We start from the raw sequence: 19,843 nt of genomic DNA, 5'->3' as shown, positions 1-19,843 counted from the left end.
GGCAGCCAATCTTCAGCGCACACCGGTACCGGTGAACGATCCCCTCGATCCCCCATCCGATGCGGTGCCATCGGCGTCCCGTCGGCCCCTGAACCGGAGGCGGCAGCGGGGGAGGGAGTTAGAGGCGGGGACGGGCGCCGAGGTTGGCTATGGCGCGGGCGGCGAGGGCGTTGCCGGCGGCGAGGGCGTCGGCGGGCTGCTTGCCCTCGAGCCACGGCTGGAGGAAGCCCGCGGCGAACGCGTCCCCGGCACCGGTGCCGTCGACCACGCGCTCGATGTGCTCGGCGGGCGCCCGGACGGGCTCGGCGCGGTTGTTGGTGTACCACAGCGAGCCTTCGGCCCCGAGCTTGATCACGACCTGGGGGAACCATGCCGTGAGCACCTTGGCGGCGGAGGCGGGGTCGTCACGGCCGGTGAGCACCTTGGCCTGGGCCTCGTTGGCGAACAACAGCTTGGCGCTGTGGGTCCACTCCAGGAACGGCTCGGCGCCGGTGCGCTCCAGCGGCGCGGCGGATGCGCAGTCCACGGAGATCGACATGCCCGCCCGGCGCGCGTGGTCGAGCGCGGCGAGGCCGGCCTCGCGCGAGCCCTCGTTCAGCAGCGTGTACCCGGAGATGTGGAGGTGGCCGCCCTGATGGAACAGGTCGCGCGGAAGGTCCTCGGGAGACAGGGCGGCGTTGGCGCCGGGGTCGGACAGCAGCGTGCGCTCGCCCTTGTGCGTGACCAGCACGACGCAGGTGCCGGTGGGGCGCTCGGGATCCATGACGAGCCGGGCGTCCACGCCGTAGCCCATGAGCTCCATGTCGCGGTTGCGGCCGGTGATGTCGGCGCCTCTGCGGCCGACGAAGGCCACCTCCGCGCCCTCGACGGCCAGCCAGGATGCGACGTTGGCCCCAGAGCCGCCACCGTGCATGGTGACGACGGCAGGAGTGTCGCTCGCCCTGGCGAGAGGGTAGCGGGCACGTGCGACCGCATCGGTCATCAGATCGCCCACCACGACAACCCGCGTCATGATGTCACCACCTTGTTGGCACTACAGGAGGCTGCTGACAGAAAACCTAACAGCTTCAAGCGGGGGCGTGGGGCATACAGCGGACACCCGGACATAGTCGATGCACAAGCGTTGCCCAACAAACCAGACACGAGCGCCCTTACGCTCAGGTCTGTGGAACCTCGTTACCCCGCCCACTGGGAGGCCGACGTCGTCCTGGCGGACGGGGGCACGGCGCATCTGCGGCCGATCCGCCCGCAGGACGCGGGCATCCTCCGCGCGTTCTACTCCCGGCTCTCCGACCAGTCGATCTACTTCCGTTTCTTCGGCCCCCACCCGCGGCTCTCGGACCGCGAGGTGACCTGGTTCACCACCGTCGACTACGTCGACCGGGTCGCGCTGATCGCGACGCTCGGCACGGAGATGGTGGCGGTCGTCCGGTTCGACCGCATGAACGACACCGACGACACCGACGATGCCGACAGCGCCGAGGTGGCGTTCCTGGTCGAGGACGCCCACCAGGGCAGGGGAGTGGCGTCGGTGCTGATGGAGCACCTGCGCGCGGCGGCCAGGGAGCGCGGCATCAAGCGCTTCGTGGCCGACGTGCTGCCGAACAACGCGCGCATGATGGCGTTCTTCCGCCAGGCGGGGTACACCGCGCAGAGCCAGTTCGAGGACGGCGTCGTGCGCATGACCTTGGACCTGGCGGCGACGGAGACCTCGCGCGAGGTCACGATGGCCCGCGAGCACCGCGCCGAGGCCCGGTCGATCGAGCGGTTGCTGAGCCCCACGTCGGTCGTGGTGGTGGGCGCGGGCCGCGAGGCGGGCGGCGTCGGGCAGACCGTTCTGCGCAACCTGCTGGCCGCCGACTTCAACGGTCCCGTGTACCCCGTCCACCGCGAGGTACGGGCGGTGGCGGGCGTCCGCGCGTACAAGAGCGTCTCGGCGATCGACGGGGACGTGGATCTCGCCGTGGTCGCCGTTCCCGCGGACGCCGTCCTGGACGTGGTCGAGGAATGCGCGCGGAAGGGTGTCAAGGGCCTGGTCGTCGTCTCGTCCGGTTTCGGGGAGACGGGCGCGGAAGGGCGCACCCGCCAGGACCGGTTGGTGCGCATCGCCCGCTCGTACGGGCTTCGCGTGGTGGGCCCCAACTGCCTCGGCATCGCCAACACCGACCCGCGGGTGCGCCTCAACGCCACTCTGGCGGCCCGTCTGCCGGGCAGGGGCCGGGTGGGGTTCTTCAGCCAGTCGGGCGCGCTCGGCACCGCGCTGCTCCAGCGGGTGGCCCAGCGCGGCATGGGCATCTCGACCTTCGTGTCGGCGGGGAACCGGGCGGACGTGTCCGGCAACGACCTGCTGCAGTACTGGCAGGGGGACGAGGCCACCGACGTGGTCCTGCTCTACCTGGAGTCGCTGGGCAACCCGCGCAAGTTCGCCCGTCTCGCCCGGCGCACGGCGCGGAAGAAGCCCGTCGTGGTGGTCAAGAGCGGCGGGACCACGCGCGGGGTCCCCGTGGGGCACTCCGCGCCCGTCCTGCGCCTGCCGGACGCCGCGATCAGCGCCCTTTTCGAGCAGGCGGGGGTGATCCGCGTGGACGACCTGGCGCAGTTGTTCGACGTGGCCCAGCTCCTCGCCTACCAGCCGCTGCCCGCGGGGCCGAGGGTGGGCGTGGTGAGCAACTCCGACGCGCTGGCGCTGCTGGCGGTGGACGCCTGCGTGGCGGCGGGCCTGGAGCCGTGCCCGCCCGCCAACCTCGGGGCGGGGGCCGGAGCGGGGGAGTACCGCGAGGCGCTGGCCGGCATGGACGACAGGGTGGACGCCGTCGTCGCGATCTACATGCCGCCCGTCCCGGGCAACGCGGCCGAGGTCGCCGCCGAGCTGGTCCGGGTGGCCGGTGAGACGGGGAAGCCGGTGCTGGCCACTTTCGAGGGCCGCATGGGCATGCCGGACGAGCTGCGCGTCCCGGGCGAGGGCGGCGATCCGGGCAAGGGGTCCATCCCTTCCTATCCCGCCGCCGAGGAGGCCGTACGGGCGCTGGCCCACGTGGTCCGGTACGCGGCCTGGCGCGACCGGCCCCAGGGCGCCACCCCGTCCCTGGACGACGTCGACACCGAGGGCGCCAGGGCGCTGGTGGAGGACGTCCTCGCGGGCGGCGGGCCCGGGGAGATCGACGCCACGGGCCTGCTCGCCGAGTACGGGCTGGAGGTCTGGCCCGCCGAGCCCGTCCACTCCGCCGAGGAGGCGGTCGCGGCGGCCGAGCGGCTCGGCTGGCCGGTCGTCGTCCGCTCGGCCGACCCCGAGGTGGTCCACCGCGCGGGGACGGTGTGGCTCGGCCTGTCGGATCCGGGCGGGGTGCGGCGCGCGTACGACGACCTGACGGCCCGGCTGGGGCCGCGGGTGACGCTGTCGGTCCAGCGGATGGCGCCCCAGCCCGCCGTGCGGACGATGGTGCGGGTGGTGGACGACCCGCACTTCGGTGCCGTGGTGTCGTTCGGGCTCGGAGAGATCACCGCGCGGCTCCTCGGCGACGATGCGTTCCGGATGGCGCCCCTCACCGCCGAGGACGCCGCCGGGCTCGTGCGGTCGCTACGGGCCGCGCCGCTGCTGTTCGGGGGGTACGGGTACCCGCCGGTCGCGGTCGGGGCGCTGGAGGACCTGCTGGTCCGCGTGGGCCGCCTGGCGGACGAGCTGCCCGAGCTGGCGCGGCTGGATCTCGACCCGGTCCTGGTCGGCGAGGGCGGCGTGAGCGTCCTCGGCGCCCGCGCCGTCATCCGTGACGCGGTCGGCCCCCGCCCGGACAGGGGCCCGCGCCGCCTGCGCTGACCCGGCCCCCGCACCAAGAGGCCGACGGGACCGTGCGGGGCGTATGAGCGCGTGAGTGCCACGTGAGGCTGGGGATATTTCCGGAAATAAGCGTTGCGCCGTCGATGGCCCCTCTTCCCCGGTTGCCCTCAGGGCGGACGCCTGTGAGGTGAAACACCACGCCGAGACAGGGCAGGATGGACCCATGAGGGAAACCCGAGTCTCGGCCGCTGGTCTGCGCGAGGCCATCGAACGCAGCGGCTACTACCCCGATCTCGTGGCCGACGCGGCGGAGTCCGCACTGGGCAAAGAGCAGGTGACGGCGTTCGTCGTCCACCACGAGGCCACGTTCGACCCGGCGATGGAAGTCCGCCGTCACGTCACCGTGGTGATCCTCTCACCTACCCGGCTCCTGGTGTGCCACACCGACGAGCACCCGCCCGCCGACGGCATGCCCACCTCGCACGCCTCCACCACCACCGAGGCCGTGCGCCTCAGCCGTGTCCAGTCCGTGGCGGTCACCCGCGTGGTGCCGGACCCCGCGTCGTACGTGCCGGGAGTCCCTCCCAGCGAGGTCACGCTCACGATCGGCTGGGGGGCCATCTCCCACGTCGACCTGGAACCCGCCACCTGCGGAGACGAGAACTGCGAAGCCGACCACGGCTACACCGGCGCCATCACCGCCGACGACCTGTCCCTGCGGGTGAGCGAGGCCGCCGACGGCCCCGAGGCCGTGAGCAACGTTCTGGCCTTCGCCAAGGCCCTGTCCGAGGCCACCGCCCGCACCGCGGGCTGAGCCGTCCGTGCCGGCGCGGTCCCGGAGCACCGCGCCGGCACAGCGCTCTTCTGCGAAGCCGCGCGCCGAAGCCTCCTCCGCGAAGCCGCGCGCCGGGGCGGGCCGGTCGCCACGGCCGCTCCGGCCCTCCCGGCCTCTCGCCCGAGTGCGAGACTGATGGGCGTCCATCGAGAGTCGTCCGCGGAGCGCCGTGGCCGGTACGGCCGCGGGAGGCCCGCGAAACCGTAGGGGGTTGTGCATGGCTGAAAGCGCGGGGGCACCCACGAGCCCGCTGATCGGTCCTGAGGACCTCGGCGAGGGGATCATCCTCGACGTCAGGTGGCGGCTCGCCGGCCCGCCCGGCATCGAGTCGTACCGGGAGGGGCACATTCCCGGTGCCGTGTTCTGCGATCTCGATCAGGATCTCGCCGCGCCGCCCGGGGCCGGCGGCCGGCACCCGCTGCCCGGCGCCGAAGCCTTCCAGGCCGCGATGCGGCGGCTCGGCGTGTCCGATTCGGTCCCGGTGGTCGTGTACGACGACGCCGACTCCACCGCCGCGGCCCGCGCCTGGTGGGTGCTGCGCTACTACGGGCACCCCGACGTCCGCGTGCTCGACGGCGGGTACCGCCGGTGGGCGGCGGAGGGCTTCCCGGTGACCACCGACGTGCCCACGCCCGCGCCCGGCGACTTCACGGCCCGGCCCGGCGGCATGCCGATCTTGGACGCCACCGGTGCGGGGGCTCTCGCCGAGGAAGGCGTGCTGCTCGACGCGCGGGCGGGCGAGCGCTACCGGGGCGAGGTCGAGGCGGTCGACCCGGTCGCTGGGCACATTCCGGGCGCGGTCAGCGCGCCCACCGGCGAGAACGTCGACCCGTCCTCGGGCCGGTTCCACCCCGCCGAGTTCCTCAGGGAGCGTTTCCTCTCGCTCGGGGCGGTTCCCGAGGTGCCGGTCGGCGCGTACTGCGGCTCCGGCGTGACCGCCGCCCACGAGGTCCTGGCCCTGGAACTCGCGGGCATCCACGCCGCCCTCTACGTCGGTTCATGGTCCAACTGGATCATCGACTCCTCCCGCCCGGTCGCCAAGGGGTAGGACGCCCGATTCGCCGGAAGCGCCTGGTGAGCCGCGTGTCAGATCGGATGCCCCAGTGAGCCGAAGCAGGCGAACCCGTCGACGCCCGTCTTGCGGCTCGCGGTCGCGAGTGCCTCGGCGGGGGTGTGGCCGGAGGTCAGCAGCGCGTGGAACGCCGTCATGAGCGTCAGCGCCTCGTCGTCCCGGACGGGCACGAGACCGGCGACCACGCAGGCGGTCCCCTGGTCCAGGAACGCGCCGGCGAGGCCGAGCGGCGCACCGTCGACCGGCGCGTGCGCCATCCCGGCGTCACAGGCGGACAAGATCACCAGCGGGGGCGTCCGTCCGTGCCGGAGCAGGTCGTACGCCATGAGCGGCCCGTCCTCCAGGGTGATGCTGGACAGCAGGGGGCTGCGGACGCGGAACGTGCCGTGCGCCGCGACATGCAGCACGTCCGCGTACTCGAGCGCGGCGAACACATCCCCGCGCACAGCCCTGACCCGCACGGACTCGTTCCCGCCGCCTGAGGACGGACATGCTCCGGCCGCGGCTCGATGGGCGCGGACGACCATCGCCGCCTCCGCGTCGGCGTACCGGAGTTCCGGCCCCGCCACGGCGACGACCCTCGCCCCCGGGCTCTCGGACATGTGGTGTTCAGGCGCGGTCACGTGGGGCGCGGGTTGAGACGGATCTGCGAAGGCGGCGGCCGGGACGGGACGCGGTGAGGTCTCGGCTCCGCGGGAACCCGGTCGCCGGGTGGCCGTCGTCAGCCAGGCGGTGGCGCTGGAGGCCACGCACAGCGGCCGGCCGTGGCAGGCCGGGAGCACCGGCCACGGCAGGGTGTGCAGCGCGCCGGTCGGCACGATGACCAGCGGCCTGTCCCCGATGTCTCCGGCCAGAGGCCCGAGCAGGTGCGCGCCCAGGCGGCCCGCCTCGGCCGCGACCTCGTTGAGGGCGTGAGTGTCCCGGAGCCCGGCCCGCCGCAGGCCGTACCGGACGCGAACGGTGGCCTCGGCCGCCGCCGCGTACGAGCCCAGCTCGCGCAGCGCATGGCGATCGGCAGTCACGACGATCGCGGCCAGCCGGTCACCGTGCCGCACGAACTCGACCAGCGCCGCGCCCTCCAGCGCCTGGCGCAGCGTCTCGGTCAGCGCGGCGTCTTCCGGTCTCGCGTCCGATACGGGTTTCCGGGTGAGGGCGCGGCAGTGTTCGGCCCAGCCGAGGACCACTTCGGGGCGTCCGTCGGCCAGGGCGAGCGACAGGCCGAACTCCGCGAGCCGCTCACCGGCCCGGGCGGCGTGCGCGCGTACCCCGGGGTCGGTGAGGCGCTCGCCGCCGGACGTCACCTCCGCGAGCCCGGCCTGGAGCGCCGCGATGGCCGCGGGCCGGTCGCCGTGAAGGTCGCGTTCCAGGGCGGTCGCGTGATGGCGGACGAGGCGGTGCGTCCGCCCTGCCGGATCGGTGGCGATGACGTGCCGAAGCTCGGCCTCGGCACGGGCGCGGTCTCCCAGCGTCAGGGCCAGCTCGGCGGTGGTGAGCCGTAGCGCGGCCGCCTGACCCGTCCAGCCCGCCCAGGCCAGGCGTCCCCCCAGCTCGCGCAGCTCGTCCAGCAGCCGCCGGTCGTCGGCCCGGTCGTTCAGCGGGTTTCCGATGGGTTCGCCCGTTACCTTCCGGCCGTCCGTCACCTGGCCGGGACGCTCGCCCGTCGGGCGTCGCCCGGCGGAACGTTCCGCGAGACGGGCACGCAGGACGACCTCCTCCGCCAAGGGCAGCCAGGCGTCGCGTCCCTGCGAGGTGAACTCCCGGGCCGCGAGCTCCGCGCCCGCCTTCGCCTGATGAGGGTCGCCCACGAGTAGTTCCAGTTCGGCGAGGAGCAGCCGGGATTCGGCGAGCGCGCCCCGGGCTCCGGCCATCGCCAGCTCGGGCACAGCCAGGGCGAGCTGAGCGCGGGCCTCGCCGGGCAGGTGGGCGGCCAGCAGGGCCTCGGCGAAGTCGGCCCGCATCACGGCGAGCCGCTCCGGGTAGCCGGTCAGCTCCCGCTCGGCGGCCTGGTACCCGGCGTAGGCGGCCGGGATGTCTCCTCGCCTGGCCGCGACGAACGGGATGTTGGCCTGGGCGAGGACGGCGAGGTGGTCCAGCCCCGCGTCCCGGGCGATCACGAGGCATGCCGACAGGTCGCGGGAGGCCTCGTCGTAGTGTTCCAGGTAGGCGTGGGCGATTCCCCGGTTCACCAGGGCCCCGGCCAGGAAGCGGGCGTCCCCGGATCCGGTGAGCCCTTCGATGGCGCGGTCGCAGCGGGCCACCGCCTCGGCCGTCCGTCCGAGACGGACGAGCGCGACCGCGCGCTGGACGCCCAGCCGGTGGCGGTCGAGGCCGGTGAGGTGGCGTTCGGCCAGGTCGGCCACGCGGAGCCCGCCCTCGGGGTCGCCGAGGTCGGCGCGGACGGTGACCAGGGACAGGCGGGCCTGCGCGGCGCGCTCGGGCAGGTCGCGTGCCGCGGCGACGGCCAGGCGCAGGTGCTCGGCCGCGAGCCCGAGGTCGCCGAACTCCCGGGCGGTGAGCGCCAGCGCGCGATGCGCGACGGAGGCAGCCTCGGCGTGCCCCCGCGCCTCCGCCTCGACCAGCACGGCGCTCGCATGCTCCCGTGCCCGCCCGGGGTCTGCGCCCGACAGCGACACCGCCTCTTCGGCCGCCACCACAAGGCGTCCGGTTTGCGGCTCTCTGTCTTCGGGAGGGCGCGGGGTGGTGGGCGTCCAGGACTCGGGCATGGCGGGGGTGTGGGACGCCGGGGGGTTGCCGGAGGCGGCGGGGTGCGGATCGCCGGTCACTGGCGGACGCAGTGCCACCGGGTCGCCACGGGGCGGTCGCCCGGGCGGTGGTAGACGACGCTCAACCAGCCGTGGGGGAGGCCCGTCGTGGCGAACAGGCCGTTCTCGGTGGGGAAACGGATCTTGCTGATGTGCGGCGTCCTGATCTCGATGCGGGCGCCCCGGACGGGGGCGGGGTGCACCTGGCCGGCGAGGTCGAGGTGTGAATCGCGGACCGTGACCTCCATGTCGATCGTCAGCCCGTCGGCGCCGAAACGCAGCAGGCGCGGCTCGTCGTCGGCCGGGCAGCCGTCGGAGCGGACGCCCGCCAGGGGCCGCGCGTCCGCCACGAGACCCGGCTGGGGTTCCAGGGGGCCGGCCAGGACGGCTCCGGGCAGGCGCAGCGCGAACACGGCGCGCGCGTCGGTGCCGACCCGCTCGGGGACCGGGTCCACCCCCGCCGCGATTCTGAGGGCGGCCAGCAGGTATTCGTCATCGGCGGGACGCGGCAGGAGGCGCTCACCGTCGCCCACGGCCGGAACGTGCCCATCTCTGGCGGCACCGGCCGAAAGCCGCCCCTCGTCGCCCCCCGAGGCCATGCGGAGGCCGCCGATGGCCGGAGTCACCCGAGGCTGGTCCCTGGCGGTCAGAGTGGCGAAAAGGTCGATCTCGGCGGGTGACGGATCATCGGCACTCGCCGGATGGGGTTCGTGTCGGGTCATCGGGCCTCCTCGCCCATGAGGGAGCGGACGCGTCTGAGGCAGCGCATGCGCGTCGGGCCGATGCTGCCGATGGGCATCTGCATGCGCCGCGCGAGCTGGGCGTAGGTGACCTCGGGGAGGGTGACGATCAGGCGCAGCAGCGTGCGGCAGGGCTCGTGCAGCGTGTCGATCGCCGCCCAGAGCCGCCGCCCGTCCTCCTCGCTGAGCATGCGCGCGACGGGGTCGCCCTCGGTGGACGGGAGGTCGGGGACCAGCCCGGTCAGGTGATGACCCGCCCGCTTACGGCGGATCCGCCCGGCTTCGTGGCGGGTCGTGGTCACCAGCCAGGCGCCGACGGCCTCGGGGTCGCGGATCGTGTCCAGCTTTTCGACGAGCCGCAGCCAGGCCGCCTGCACGGCGTCGGCGGCGTCGGTCGCGTCTAGACCGCAGGCGCGGGCGACCGCCCACATGCGGAACCCGAAGCGGTCGACCAGTCCGCGCCACGCGGTCTCGTCGAGAAGATCGAGGTCGTAAGGCATATAGCGACCCTGTGTAGTTGCTTGAATACTCTTGGTGAGAACCTTAGTGAACCGTGGGCACGAAGACCCCGAGATCGGGGAAACGCGTGCCGTGCCGTGCGTCGAGCACGTGGTCGGCGGCCTCGGCGGGGGACATGCGCCGCGCGGCGGCGGCGATCGCGCCGGCGACGAGGGCGGCCGCGAAGGACGTGCCGTTCCAGCTCGCGTAGTTCCTGAACGGGTGAAAGTCCACGAAACTGCTGGTCAAGTCCTCGCCACGGGCGCACGCGTCCACCCACGGCCCGAACGCCGAGAACCGGGCGCGCCCGGTTTCCGTGGAATTGAGGGCTCCGACGGCGATCACGCGGGGCAGCGCGGCGGGCCAGAACGGCCGCGAGGACGCCGTGTTCCCCGCGCAGGCGACGATCACGGTGTCGGGAAACCCGGCCAGCGCGCGCTCCAACAGAGGCGACGGCCGGTCGTCGTAGGTGAAGCATCCGAACGACAGCAGCAGGACATCGAGGCGGACATCGCGCAGGCGGCCGAGCGCGCGCAGCACGCCCGCCTCGTCGCCGACGCCCTCGCTGTCCAGCACCCGGGCCACCCGGAGCCGCACCCCGGGAGCCTGGCGCAGCAGCAGGCCCGCGATGAACGTTCCGTGCCCCGCCTGCTGGTCGAGACGCCCGTCGCCGTCGGCGTCGAGCACTTCCTCCGGCCGGCCGGTGAACCACGGCTGCCCCTCGAACCACGGGTGCCGGACCAGGCCGGTGTCGAGCAGGCCGACCGTCACCCGGGACGGCGCCGCCGTGTCGTACGCGGGGGCGGGCGCCGGGCGAGGCGCGCCGGTGGGGCCGCCGAAGAACAGGGGCTGGCCGGTCACCACGTGGTTGGGGGAGACCTCGTGCCCCTGGGCGGCGAGCGTGGCGGCGATCTCGCACGGGTCCGCCCCGGGCGCGAGCCGGAGCAGGTAGAGGCCCTCGATGTTCTCGACGGCCTGCGTCCACCGGGTGGCGGCGACCGGGGAACGGCTGAGGAGCATGCCCGGACGAATCAGGGCAGTTCGCCCCGGCGTGTGCTCCACTGCCTGCACGTTCATCGGTGACTCCTCGAAGGGACAGATAATCACCGAGTGTATCTTTCCCTATGCGGAGAGTTGGCAAGCGTGATTAGGTATGACCCGGCTCTGGTGCCCCGCCACGACGGACGGTAGTCTCTCCCTCAGTCACTTGTGATCATCCCAGTATGAGGACGTTGGGGAAGGCGCACCTCGTACGAAACGGGAGGTCCGGTGTCTGCTCGTGGCGTGCTGTACGTCCACTCGGCTCAGCCCGCGCTGTGCCCGCATATCGAATGGGCGGTCGCGGGTGTCCTTGGCATACCCGTCGACCTATCGTGGACTCCTCAGCCGGCCCAGCCCGGCACGGTGCGCACCCAGGCCGAGTGGGAGGGCCGTCCCGGCACGGCCGCGGCGATCACGTCGTCCCTCATGGGCTGGCAGCGCATCCGCTTCGAGATCACCGAGGACGCCTCGCCGGGGGTGGACGGCTCCCGGAACGCCTACACGCCCGCGCTCGGCGCCTTCACGGCCGTCGTCGGCGTCTCGGGCGACATCATGATCCCCGAGGATCGGCTGCGCAACGTCATGCTCATGGCGGCCCAGGGCCGCGCCGCGCTGGAGGACGAGCTCGACAAACTGCTCGGCAAGCAGTGGGACGAGGAACTCGAACCCTTCCGCTACGCGGGCGACGGCGCCCCGGTCCGCTGGCTCCACGCCGCCGTCTGACCCTCGCTCCGGCCTCACGGGCCCCTCGTCGCTGCCGCGTGCGCCGGGCACGTCCTGATTGGACCGTTCCCGGCCGTGCGGGCCTTTCCTGCCTCGCTTGCCTGCCTCGGCTGCCTGCCCGTCTCGCCTGCTCGGCCGTCGAGCGGCCCGCCGAAGGGTGCCGGCCTGGGGGAGGCGGCCGGTGGCAGGCGGGCGTGTACGTGCGGACGGGACGACAGGTGGGCATGTCGTGCGAACGGGACGACTCGGCTAGCGTGGCGCTTTCGGCGTGAAAGGACCAAGCCGTGACGACCGAACGGATCAGCCCGCCCCTCATCGCGGGGGAGCGCGAGATGCTGCGCTCCTTCCTCGACTTCCATCGCGCGACGCTTGCGATGAAGTGCGACGACCTCTCCGACGAGGACCTGCGCCGCCGATCGATGCCGCCGTCCACCTTGTCCCTGCTCGGGCTGGTACGCCACATGGCCGAGGTCGAGCGCACCTGGTTCCGCCGGGTGATCAACGGCGAGGAGCTTCCGCTCGTCTGGTCCGACGAGGGCGACTACCAGGCGGCCTACGATGCGAGCGAGTCCACCCGCAAGGAGGCGTTCGACGCCTGGCAGGAGGAGGTCGAGCACGCGCGCCGCATCGAGCGCGAGGCCGAGTCCCTGGACGTGGTCGCCCACAACGCCCGGTGGAACGAGGATGTGTCCCTCCGCCTGGTGATGCTCCATTTGATCCACGAGTACGCCCGCCACAACGGCCACGCCGACTTCCTCCGCGAAGCCATCGACGGCACCGTAGGCCCCTGAAAAGGGCCTCGCTCCGCTCGGGCTGTGTTTCCCAGCGGCCTCCCGGTCCGAGGGGCGCGCCCCTCGGACTCCCCCTTTATGTTGTGGGTGATTTTAGAAGGGCTGCAGCCCGGCACGCTTTCGGTGCGCACGGCCAGATCGAGGCCACGCCGTCCGCGGCTCAGCGGACGGGCGCCGATTCCTTGCTAGATGTTTCGGGGACTTGCTTGCATTCTCCGGCCGCCGACTGCTGCTACGGCGCTATCTCAAACCAAACCGTGCGACCCGCTTCATCCTGCTGCCATCCCCATGCGGAGGAAAGTTCTCGGACCAGCCACAGCCCCCGGCCGTTCTCGCTGAGGGGATCGACCTGTGCGGGTATCTGCGGAATGGTGTTGGGTGAGCCTTCATCGACCACCTCTACGCGTACAGTCCGGTCGTTGCGGTAGACCAGCAGTTGCATCACGCCGCGAGCCTGACGTCCCGAGTAGGAGTGCTTCACCGCATTCGCGACCACCTCGCCCACCAAGAGGAGGACGTCATCCACGACTCGGTATCCGGCCTCCAGCAGTACCTCCCGGACGTACATCCGCGCGAGCGCGATGGAGCTGGCCCTACCGAGTAGGTCCACCTTGCCGAGAAGATCGACGGTCGTCATTGGGCGACCTCCCAGACACGGTCGGCTGCGTCGTCCGCCGTTACCGGGACCCGCTGACCTGAACCCCGGCCCCAGGTGTAAAGCCACGTGCCCCTGTGCAGGCACGCCATGACGCGCACAGCACTCGCCGTCCGGGGCACTACCAGGACCGGGTCCGTCTTCAGCGGCAGATCTACCACCGCGCGCAGTCCGCGCCTGCTGAGCTCCCAGGCCAACGTGACCAGGTGGTGGTACTGCTGTGCCTTCGTCGTCTGAGGAAACCCTTCCTTGTTCGTGGGCATGCCGTCGTTCCTGTTGAAACGAGCACGTACAAGATCCTTGCTAGCCATTCACCCTCCGTCCGTCTTGGTGCTCGTCATGATGAGTTCGCCAAGTGCAGCCTGTCAATGCACTGTGCAGATTTTGACTACCTAGAGCGATTGTGATGTGACTGTCGCTGCCATCGGGCAGACTGTGCGCATGTCGATCGCCCACAGTCCTACGGTTCGGCTGCGCCGTCTTGCTCGAGAGCTGCGGAGGATGCGGGAGGGAACCGGGATCAGCCCTGAGGGGGCTGCCGCGCAACTTGGATGGAGCCGCAGCAAGGTGAGTCGGATCGAGACCGGCCGTACCCGCGCCAGCCCCACGGACGTGGCGCAGATCTGCGATCTGTATGGCACCGATTCATCGACGCGCGCGGCATTGATACAGCTCGCGAAGGAGGTCCGCCGCCGCGGATGGTGGACGGCCTACGCGGACGTGTTCACGGGTTCTTACGTGGGACTTGAAGATGAAGCGGCTCTGATTCGTCAATGGGAAGTTCAGCTTGTGCCTGGCCTTTTGCAGACGGAGGACTATGCGCGCACGGTGATCAGTACGGTTCGACCGGAACTCCATGACCCTGCGGACATCGATCGACGAGTCATGGCCCGCATGGCGCGGCGCACTCTTTTGAGCCGGGCCAAGGCCCCTCACCTTCACGCGGTGGTGGACGAAGGGGTGCTGCGTCGCCAGATCGGCAGTCGTGAAGTGATGTATGGCCAGTTGGAGGCCCTCATCACCGCCGCTCGCCGACCCAATGTGACGATCAGGCTGCTCCCCTACAGCGTGGGAGTGCATGCCGGCCTCGAAGGCGCATTTACGATCTTGTCGTTCCCGGATGAGCTTGATCCTGATGTGGCCTACGTGGAGAGCACTGCCGGTGACGTGTACGTCGAGAGTTCCGAACAGGTCGAGCGCTATACAGTGGCTTTTGAGCGCATCTGTGATGTCGCTCTGTCTCCGGAGCATTCCATCGGACTGATCGCCGACGCCAAGGAACAACTTCATGACTGATCTTGCCAAGGCCCTCTGGCGTAAGAGCACCTACAGCGGTGGGGGTAACAATTGCGTTGAAATCGCCTCGAATCTGTCCGGCTTCACCGGCGTCAGAGACAGCAAGACCCCTACGGGGCCGGTGCTGATCTTCTCGGCGGATGAGTGGGCAGCATTCGTGGATGGTGTGAAGATCAGTGGGTTCGGCGCCTAGGATCGCGGTCCCAGCCACGACGACTGTTATGGAGTAGAGCCCTCGCATCACGAGGGCTCTCTTTGTGTGGGTGCTGCTTGTGGTGACTTTCACCAGCCAAGTTGCTCATAAGTGAAATCTCGTCACGCAGCATGGGGTGTGGCGGGACGGGGGAGTCCGAGGGGTGCTCCCCTCGGGGCCGGAGGCCCTGCAAAAGTAGCCCGAGCGGAAGCGAGGACCATAGACCGCCAGTACGTCTGGCTAGGAGAACCCGACGGGCCGACTTGGGAGGGACCTTCCGTCTAGATGCGGAGAGCTTTCCCAGTTAGGGCAATCCTCCTCGGACGGCCATGCCTCCGTCGACCGCGCTCTATCGGGGGCCCGCGAGGCGGAGTCCCTGGACGTGGTCGCCCACAACGCCCGAAGGGCCTCGCTCCGCTCGGGTTGTGTTTCCCAGGCGCCTCCCGGCCCCGAGGGGCGCCCCTCGGACTCCCCCATCAACAGAACTCTTACCGGGGCGTGTAGTTCACGGCTGGACCGAGGCCACGTCGTTCACGACAAACGCGACGCGTATCGTCAAACACGGAGAGCCCCCGCCACGCCGCGCGGTCGGGGGCCTATAAAGGTTCCATCGATTCAGACGGGAAGACGCCAGCTCGGCCCGTCGGGGGCGCCGAGCCATACTCGCTGATCTTCTCGCGTGACGGTCAGGCCGAACGCCGATTGGTGCGGGGACCCGGCCGCCTGCCAGGTGAGTATGGACTGCTCGACGGCATCCCACAGACGTAGCGGGCCGTGCTGACGTACGACCCATCCACCATCCGGCGCAGGAGCGGTCTCTGCCTGTGACCCGGTGGCCACGTCGAGCAGGACGATTTCGTCCCCCGCGCCGAGAAGCACGGCGGACGGCGCTCCGAGCTGAGCGACGAATCGCCCAACAGGATGGTGCAATCGGCGAGGGTCGATCCGACTTTCGGTCTCCACGCCACGCCCTAAGTAGAGCGCGGACGGGCGTGGTGGCGGCATGTGCGGACGGGCGGGCATGAACGCGACGCTCTCCCGCGCGAAATACCCGGAGGCGTTTCCGGCGTGGTCGAGCGTCAGGTTCGCGAGCACCGAACCTTCGAGCCAGCCCCACAGGGGCGTGGTGATGCTGCCGCCGTCGCGAACCTGCCACATCCACGGCATGGGGATGTGGCGAACCGCGCAGGTCGAGATGAGGCGGCCGTACTCGGCATTCTTCTCGAAGCCAACAAGACCGTCTCCCTGAACCAGGGTCGGAGCGTAGTCCGCACTGGCCAAGGCCGCCTTCGCCTTGGCCGCCACAGCGACGTCGAATTCGACAGAGGTTACGGCCTCGTCTCCCAAGCGCGCGCACATCAGCGCCGTGGAGTAACCCGTACCGGTACCGACCTCCAGAACCGTCTCACCGTCACCGATGCCGGCCACTTCCAGCATCGTCACGACCAGGCTTGGCATGGTCGACGACGACGTCGGTGAACCCTTCACCCCTTCAGTGGCGTCGATCGCTGCGATCCCACCGACCTGGGTCACCCACGTCTCGTCCTGGTAGACGAGCTCCAGCCACGCCTGGGCAGACATCGACCGCCTCCAGACAGGGTTCCACACGGTTCCTTCAGGGGTGTCGGTGTCCCTGTAGACCGCCTCGCCCAGAAACGTCTCACGAGGTACCGCTTCCACAGCAGCGCGCCACCGCGACGCCTTCAGGTCTTCCTCACCGAAGATCCGGTCGGCCATGGTCTTCCGCCGGATTGGCGAGTGCTGAGTCATCCCTTTCCTTTCGCCAGGAGATCGGCCAGCGCATCGGCCACGGCATCTTCCTGCTTTTCGATCCAGGCCCACTGGCCATTCGGATTGCACTCCAAGAAGATCCACTCCCCGCTCAACGTGAGGGCGAAGTCGAAGGCTCCGAACAACAGCCTGAAGCGTGTCATGTAACTGTGGATGGCCCGTTCCACCTCAACCGGACAGGGAACCAGGGAGTAGTCGAGCGCAGAGTAATCGGATCGCCAGTCCAGGAGTCCGCCGCTGTCGATCCGCACGGCGAAGATTCGCTGATCGACAACGGTGACGCGTACGTCGGCCACCTTGGGCACCCGGGCTTGGAAGGTGTGCGCGGTGTCGGCCACGGCTTCGTTGAGATCGTCAGCCGAGACCGGGCCGACCCAGATCGTGCCGAGACGTCCGTCTTCGGAAGGCAGTGGTCCTTGTCGCAACGGCTTGTACACCACGGACTCAAAGGCCTGCACGAATACGTGGGCCTGCTGAAGATCGTTGGTGATCAGCGTTTCCGGGATCCGGAACCCGCAGTCCACCGCGGCATTGAGCTGAACGGGCTTGTGGTCGGCCGCCCGAATGTCCCACGGATGATACACCCACAAACTATCCAGGGCGGCCAGCACGCCGGTGAAGCCCATGCCTGCCTCGTTCACCGTGAACCTCGAAATGTGCTCATCCAGACCAGCGGGGACCTGGTACGGGGTGGGACGGCGCCACCACACCGCCCGCACCCGCCCCAAGTCAAGCTCCCGGCTCGTCGTACGAATCACACCCGACATCTCGCGGCCGAATCTCGCCGACATCGTGGCAACGCCACCCAGGAAATCAGCCGGATCCAGGCGCACCACAGGGACTGCACGATCATAGAGCCGCCGAATGACCAGGTCAGCCGTAATGTCGTCAACAGCCGTGATCACCAGTACGGGAGCGTCGATCATGGTCAGTCTTGATCGTACGCGGTGGTACTGTCCGAATCGGGATTCTGTGGTTCTTTCCCGTCTCTTGTGCTCGTCGTCGTAGCCTTGTTGGTCTCCACGTTCGTACCGTGCTTACCGGCCTTGATCGGCTGGCCCTCAGGGTCGTAGTAGCGGCCGGTCTGGGTCTCGGGGTCCAGTTGGACGCGCGGCACTTCCACACCTGCGGAGGGATCAAAAGGGGTGACGCGCGAAGCACCCCAAGGCCGTCGCTGCGTTGTAACGGTCATTTCATTGCTCCCGCCGTGTGTCCGACTGCCATGCCTCCGAAGGTAGAAGCGCGCGTTTCTGGCGCTCAACGAGTGTGTACGGTTTTCTACGTCACTTACTCCAGCGCCGCGATGGCAGCTCTGATAAGGCCCTCGGCGGTAGCTCCATAGACGGCGCTCCCTGCCAACCTGTTGAAGGACCTTTCGTAGAGGGCGACCTCCCACGGTTGGGTAATCGTGAGGATTGCCGAGGTTAGCTCGACAGATACTGTTGTGTCGCCGTATATGTGAAATGTCTCGATTGCCCGATGGATGCGCCGTGCGTCCACCGGGATGACGCCGAGCGATACATTGGGCTGCCGCATGCCAACGAGTAAGTAACGAAGTTGCTCAAGGGTCGTATCGTCGTCGAAAAGCCTGTTACGCAGCACTGTCTCTTCAATAATCAGCGCACAGCTCCGCATACCGTCCTCCAGAAAGCGGCGGCGGGCCACGCGGACCTGCACCGCCTCCTCAACATCGGTGGCCGCGTTCTCGTGAAAGTCGTTGAAGCGCAGCATGACCGCCCGCATGTACGCAGGCACCTGCAAGGGCCAAGGGACCAGGTTGGAGCTGTAGAAGCGGTACCTGGGCTCGGAGAAGAGCTTCAGCGCCAGGTTTTGCATGTGCTTCTGGCTGCGGTTGACCCTACGCCATTCCAGGTACGCGCTAGCCGCGTTCCGGCTGGCCGCGATCAGGTTCGGGATCTCCTCCGGGACTCCGCAGACAGTACACCAGACTCGGATGTCCTCATCGCTGGGCGGGGTCCGACCATTGATGAGCCGGGAGCACTTGGACTCCTCCCAGTCGGCCTCACGGGCCAACGCTCGTGAGGTCAGGCCGGAGTCACGAAGGATCTCGCGCAGCCTGTCGGCGATGGCCCGGCGCGCTTGCTGGACGCTGCTGGACTGTGATGGCACGTGCGGGAATCGCGTTCAGGCGGGCTGGTACTCCAAGTGATCGAGTGCCCGTTCCCAGACGGCCTCGAAGGCGGTAGAGCACAGCTTGGCCTCGACTGGTTCCTCCGACAGGTCATAGCCGGCCGGGTCTCCCTCTCCGTTCTGGAAGATCCAGCACACCAATCCGTCGTCGAACTGCCAGAAGTCGCAGCCTGGCACGGCGATGTCCCTTGCCTTTGGGCGAGGGAGCCATCGAACCTGCTCTCCTCCGGCCAGGTTGGAGTAGACGGTTGCCGCATGCTCGTAGCGAATGTAGTGGGTGACCGGCTCGGAAATGACTCGAGCGCGACGGAAGGTGACCCCGCGCGAAGTCGTGGCTTTTACCAGCGATACCCAGGGAGCCACAAAGGGCGCATCTATCCGGGCGGCCTCTTCCAATGAGGCTCCTTCGCGCCACGCCCGGTATCCGGGGCCTCCAGAGCCGTAGGTGTCACGCAACTCAAGGTGCGTTACCGAGTGCTGCGTCTTCGCGAACAGCTCAGTCAAAGTCTGGATCATGGCCACCGCACGCCTCCCAAAGCGCCTTCTTCAGCTCCTTCGGTACCCTAAACGCGCGCTCGTGGGGCTCGATGTGGCTCACCTCCATGATCTTGGCGAGCACTTCAGGGTCCTCTTCCGGCCAGCCAACGATTACGAGGCTCCCGTCAGCGTCGTCCCCGTGTACCGATGGGCAACTCTCCGTCTGGCTGCCGCCTTTTCCGTAGAACCGTAGCGCCATGGTCGTCTCCTAGACCGCGAGGATGTACGGACTTGCAGGCCGATTCGGAGCCTGGCCCGTGAAAGATGGTTCGTCAAGCCCTGGTGTCCTATACACGAACTCCCAAGATGCTTATATGTGTACCAAAAGCTCATATGGCGCATCATGGGATGAACACCTCTTTTCCCCGCAACAAAAAAGCCCTCGCCACGGCCCCCCGCGCCGAAGCTGTCCATAGTCGAGTGTGCCCATCAGCGAATTCCCCCACGTCAACATGGGTGTGGCCGGGGAGTCCGAGGGGCGCTCCCCTCGGGGTCCGAAGGCCCCTGGAAATACAGCCCGAGCGGGAGCGAGGACCATTTCACGGATCAGCCCGCCCCTCATCGCGGGCGAGCGCGAGATGCTGCGCTCCTTCCTCGACTTCCATCGCGCGACGCTTGCGATGAAGTGCGACGACCTCTCCGACGAGGACCTGCGCCGCCGGTCCATGCCGCCGTCCACCCTGTCCCTGCTCGGGCTGGTACGCCACATGGCCGAGGTCGAGCGCACCTGGTTCCGCCGCGTGATCAACGGCGAGGAGCTTCCGCTCGTCTGGTCCGACGAGGGCGACTACCAGGCGGCCTACGACGCCAGCGGGTCCTCGCCTCGTGGCGGGGGTCATGCGTCCCGCCAGGATGGGCTGGAGGTGCCGGTCAGCCGGCGGGCCATCACGTCGCTCATCGCCCAGTACACCCGCGATTCGGAGTTGGCGGGGCGGTGTTCGTGGTCGCGGAGCAGGCGGCGGTGCCAGGCGAGGATGCCGTAG

The 19,843-nt window shown here is 69.6% G+C and carries 21 protein-coding genes; 8 read left to right on the top strand and 13 right to left on the bottom strand.

Annotated features, from left to right (window positions below; genetic code table 11):
- Nucleotides 1-118 precede the first annotated feature (118 nt).
- A complete protein-coding gene (locus AB0M95_RS08045) occupies nucleotides 119-1,012 on the bottom strand; it encodes a sugar kinase (RefSeq protein ID WP_358511070.1) in 894 nt (297 codons plus the stop codon).
- Nucleotides 1,013-1,165: 153 nt separating this feature from the next.
- Between AB0M95_RS08045 and AB0M95_RS08040 the strand changes: the two genes are divergently transcribed.
- The 3 genes from AB0M95_RS08040 (at nucleotide 1,166) to AB0M95_RS08030 (ending at nucleotide 5,658) form a co-directional block, all read left to right on the top strand.
- Nucleotides 1,166-3,814 (top strand): GNAT family N-acetyltransferase, encoded by a 2,649-nt coding sequence (locus AB0M95_RS08040; protein WP_363761058.1) that lies wholly within the window; start codon nucleotides 1,166-1,168, stop codon nucleotides 3,812-3,814.
- A gap of 184 nt (nucleotides 3,815-3,998) precedes the next feature.
- On the top strand, nucleotides 3,999-4,589 hold the full coding sequence (locus AB0M95_RS08035) for a DUF5998 family protein (RefSeq protein WP_363761056.1): 591 nt from the start codon (nucleotides 3,999-4,001) through the stop codon (nucleotides 4,587-4,589).
- A 238-nt stretch (nucleotides 4,590-4,827) separates the two neighbouring features.
- Nucleotides 4,828-5,658 carry a sulfurtransferase gene (locus AB0M95_RS08030; protein ID WP_363761054.1) on the top strand — a complete coding sequence of 277 codons (831 nt, stop codon included), beginning with the start codon at nucleotides 4,828-4,830 and terminating at the stop codon, nucleotides 5,656-5,658.
- Nucleotides 5,659-5,696: 38 nt separating this feature from the next.
- On the opposite strand, the gene AB0M95_RS08025 is transcribed toward AB0M95_RS08030, so the two are convergent.
- From AB0M95_RS08025 to AB0M95_RS08010, 4 genes are read right to left on the bottom strand one after another with little or no spacing between them, the layout of a single operon-like run.
- The gene (locus AB0M95_RS08025; RefSeq protein WP_363761052.1) at nucleotides 5,697-8,465 is read right to left on the bottom strand and encodes a CHAT domain-containing protein; all 2,769 of its coding nucleotides are present in this window, start codon (nucleotides 8,463-8,465) and stop codon (nucleotides 5,697-5,699) included.
- Complete coding sequence (locus AB0M95_RS08020) at nucleotides 8,462-9,166, bottom strand: hypothetical protein (RefSeq protein ID WP_363761050.1); 705 nt, start codon at nucleotides 9,164-9,166, stop codon at nucleotides 8,462-8,464. Before AB0M95_RS08020 ends, AB0M95_RS08025 begins: the two co-directional genes overlap by 4 nt.
- Nucleotides 9,163-9,684 (bottom strand): sigma-70 family RNA polymerase sigma factor, encoded by a 522-nt coding sequence (locus tag AB0M95_RS08015; protein WP_358511054.1) that lies wholly within the window; start codon nucleotides 9,682-9,684, stop codon nucleotides 9,163-9,165. The genes AB0M95_RS08020 and AB0M95_RS08015 overlap by 4 nt, the downstream gene beginning before the upstream one ends.
- Before the next feature lie 43 nt (nucleotides 9,685-9,727).
- A complete protein-coding gene (locus AB0M95_RS08010; protein WP_363761048.1) occupies nucleotides 9,728-10,759 on the bottom strand; it encodes a S8/S53 family peptidase in 1,032 nt (343 codons plus the stop codon).
- A gap of 192 nt (nucleotides 10,760-10,951) precedes the next feature.
- Here AB0M95_RS08010 and AB0M95_RS08005 point away from each other — a divergent pair, with 192 nt between their 5' ends.
- Together AB0M95_RS08005 and AB0M95_RS08000 are read left to right on the top strand one after the other, a co-directional pair.
- The gene (locus AB0M95_RS08005) at nucleotides 10,952-11,446 is read left to right on the top strand and encodes a DUF3145 domain-containing protein (protein ID WP_363761046.1); all 495 of its coding nucleotides are present in this window, start codon (nucleotides 10,952-10,954) and stop codon (nucleotides 11,444-11,446) included.
- 284 nt (nucleotides 11,447-11,730) lie between these two features.
- Nucleotides 11,731-12,237 (top strand): DinB family protein, encoded by a 507-nt coding sequence (locus tag AB0M95_RS08000; RefSeq protein ID WP_363761044.1) that lies wholly within the window; start codon nucleotides 11,731-11,733, stop codon nucleotides 12,235-12,237.
- A 232-nt stretch (nucleotides 12,238-12,469) separates the two neighbouring features.
- Here the strand turns inward: AB0M95_RS08000 and AB0M95_RS07995 are convergent, their stop codons facing one another.
- On the bottom strand, nucleotides 12,470-12,874 hold the full coding sequence (locus AB0M95_RS07995) for an ATP-binding protein (RefSeq protein WP_363761042.1): 405 nt from the start codon (nucleotides 12,872-12,874) through the stop codon (nucleotides 12,470-12,472).
- Complete coding sequence (locus AB0M95_RS07990) at nucleotides 12,871-13,203, bottom strand: hypothetical protein (protein WP_363761040.1); 333 nt, start codon at nucleotides 13,201-13,203, stop codon at nucleotides 12,871-12,873. Before AB0M95_RS07990 ends, AB0M95_RS07995 begins: the two co-directional genes overlap by 4 nt.
- 130 nt (nucleotides 13,204-13,333) lie before the next feature.
- Here AB0M95_RS07990 and AB0M95_RS07985 point away from each other — a divergent pair, with 130 nt between their 5' ends.
- Nucleotides 13,334-14,188, top strand: a complete 855-nt coding sequence (locus AB0M95_RS07985; protein WP_363761038.1) for a helix-turn-helix transcriptional regulator — start codon at nucleotides 13,334-13,336, stop codon at nucleotides 14,186-14,188.
- Nucleotides 14,181-14,381: a DUF397 domain-containing protein gene (locus AB0M95_RS07980; RefSeq protein WP_363761036.1), complete on the top strand. Its 201-nt coding sequence runs from the start codon at nucleotides 14,181-14,183 to the stop codon at nucleotides 14,379-14,381. The genes AB0M95_RS07985 and AB0M95_RS07980 overlap by 8 nt, the downstream gene beginning before the upstream one ends.
- A 615-nt stretch (nucleotides 14,382-14,996) precedes the next feature.
- Here AB0M95_RS07980 and tgmC read toward each other — a convergent pair.
- From tgmC to AB0M95_RS07950, 6 genes are all read right to left on the bottom strand, one after another.
- Nucleotides 14,997-16,151, bottom strand: coding sequence for an ATP-grasp peptide maturase system methyltransferase (gene tgmC / locus AB0M95_RS07975; protein ID WP_363761034.1), 1,155 nt, complete (start codon nucleotides 16,149-16,151; stop codon nucleotides 14,997-14,999).
- Nucleotides 16,148-17,098: an ATP-grasp ribosomal peptide maturase gene (gene tgmB, locus AB0M95_RS07970; protein WP_363761032.1), complete on the bottom strand. Its 951-nt coding sequence runs from the start codon at nucleotides 17,096-17,098 to the stop codon at nucleotides 16,148-16,150. The genes tgmC and tgmB overlap by 4 nt, the downstream gene beginning before the upstream one ends.
- Nucleotides 17,099-17,100: 2 nt before the next feature.
- Nucleotides 17,101-17,364: a putative ATP-grasp-modified RiPP gene (tgmA, locus tag AB0M95_RS07965; protein ID WP_363761030.1), complete on the bottom strand. Its 264-nt coding sequence runs from the start codon at nucleotides 17,362-17,364 to the stop codon at nucleotides 17,101-17,103.
- A 95-nt stretch (nucleotides 17,365-17,459) separates the two neighbouring features.
- The gene (locus AB0M95_RS07960) at nucleotides 17,460-18,302 is read right to left on the bottom strand and encodes a helix-turn-helix transcriptional regulator (protein ID WP_363761028.1); all 843 of its coding nucleotides are present in this window, start codon (nucleotides 18,300-18,302) and stop codon (nucleotides 17,460-17,462) included.
- A gap of 15 nt (nucleotides 18,303-18,317) precedes the next feature.
- Nucleotides 18,318-18,839: a DUF6879 family protein gene (locus AB0M95_RS07955; RefSeq protein WP_363761233.1), complete on the bottom strand. Its 522-nt coding sequence runs from the start codon at nucleotides 18,837-18,839 to the stop codon at nucleotides 18,318-18,320.
- A complete protein-coding gene (locus AB0M95_RS07950; protein ID WP_363761026.1) occupies nucleotides 18,820-19,059 on the bottom strand; it encodes a hypothetical protein in 240 nt (79 codons plus the stop codon). Before AB0M95_RS07950 ends, AB0M95_RS07955 begins: the two co-directional genes overlap by 20 nt.
- Nucleotides 19,060-19,438: 379 nt before the next feature.
- Between AB0M95_RS07950 and AB0M95_RS07945 the strand changes: the two genes are divergently transcribed.
- Nucleotides 19,439-19,843 (top strand): DUF664 domain-containing protein, encoded by a 405-nt coding sequence (locus AB0M95_RS07945; RefSeq protein WP_363761024.1) that lies wholly within the window; start codon nucleotides 19,439-19,441, stop codon nucleotides 19,841-19,843.

The organism is Sphaerisporangium sp. NPDC051017, from assembly GCF_040683095.1.
Classification (GTDB): domain Bacteria; phylum Actinomycetota; class Actinomycetes; order Streptosporangiales; family Streptosporangiaceae; genus Sphaerisporangium.
The sequence above is the reverse complement of the archived record's forward strand: the minus strand, read 5'-3'. Positions and strand labels throughout refer to the sequence as shown.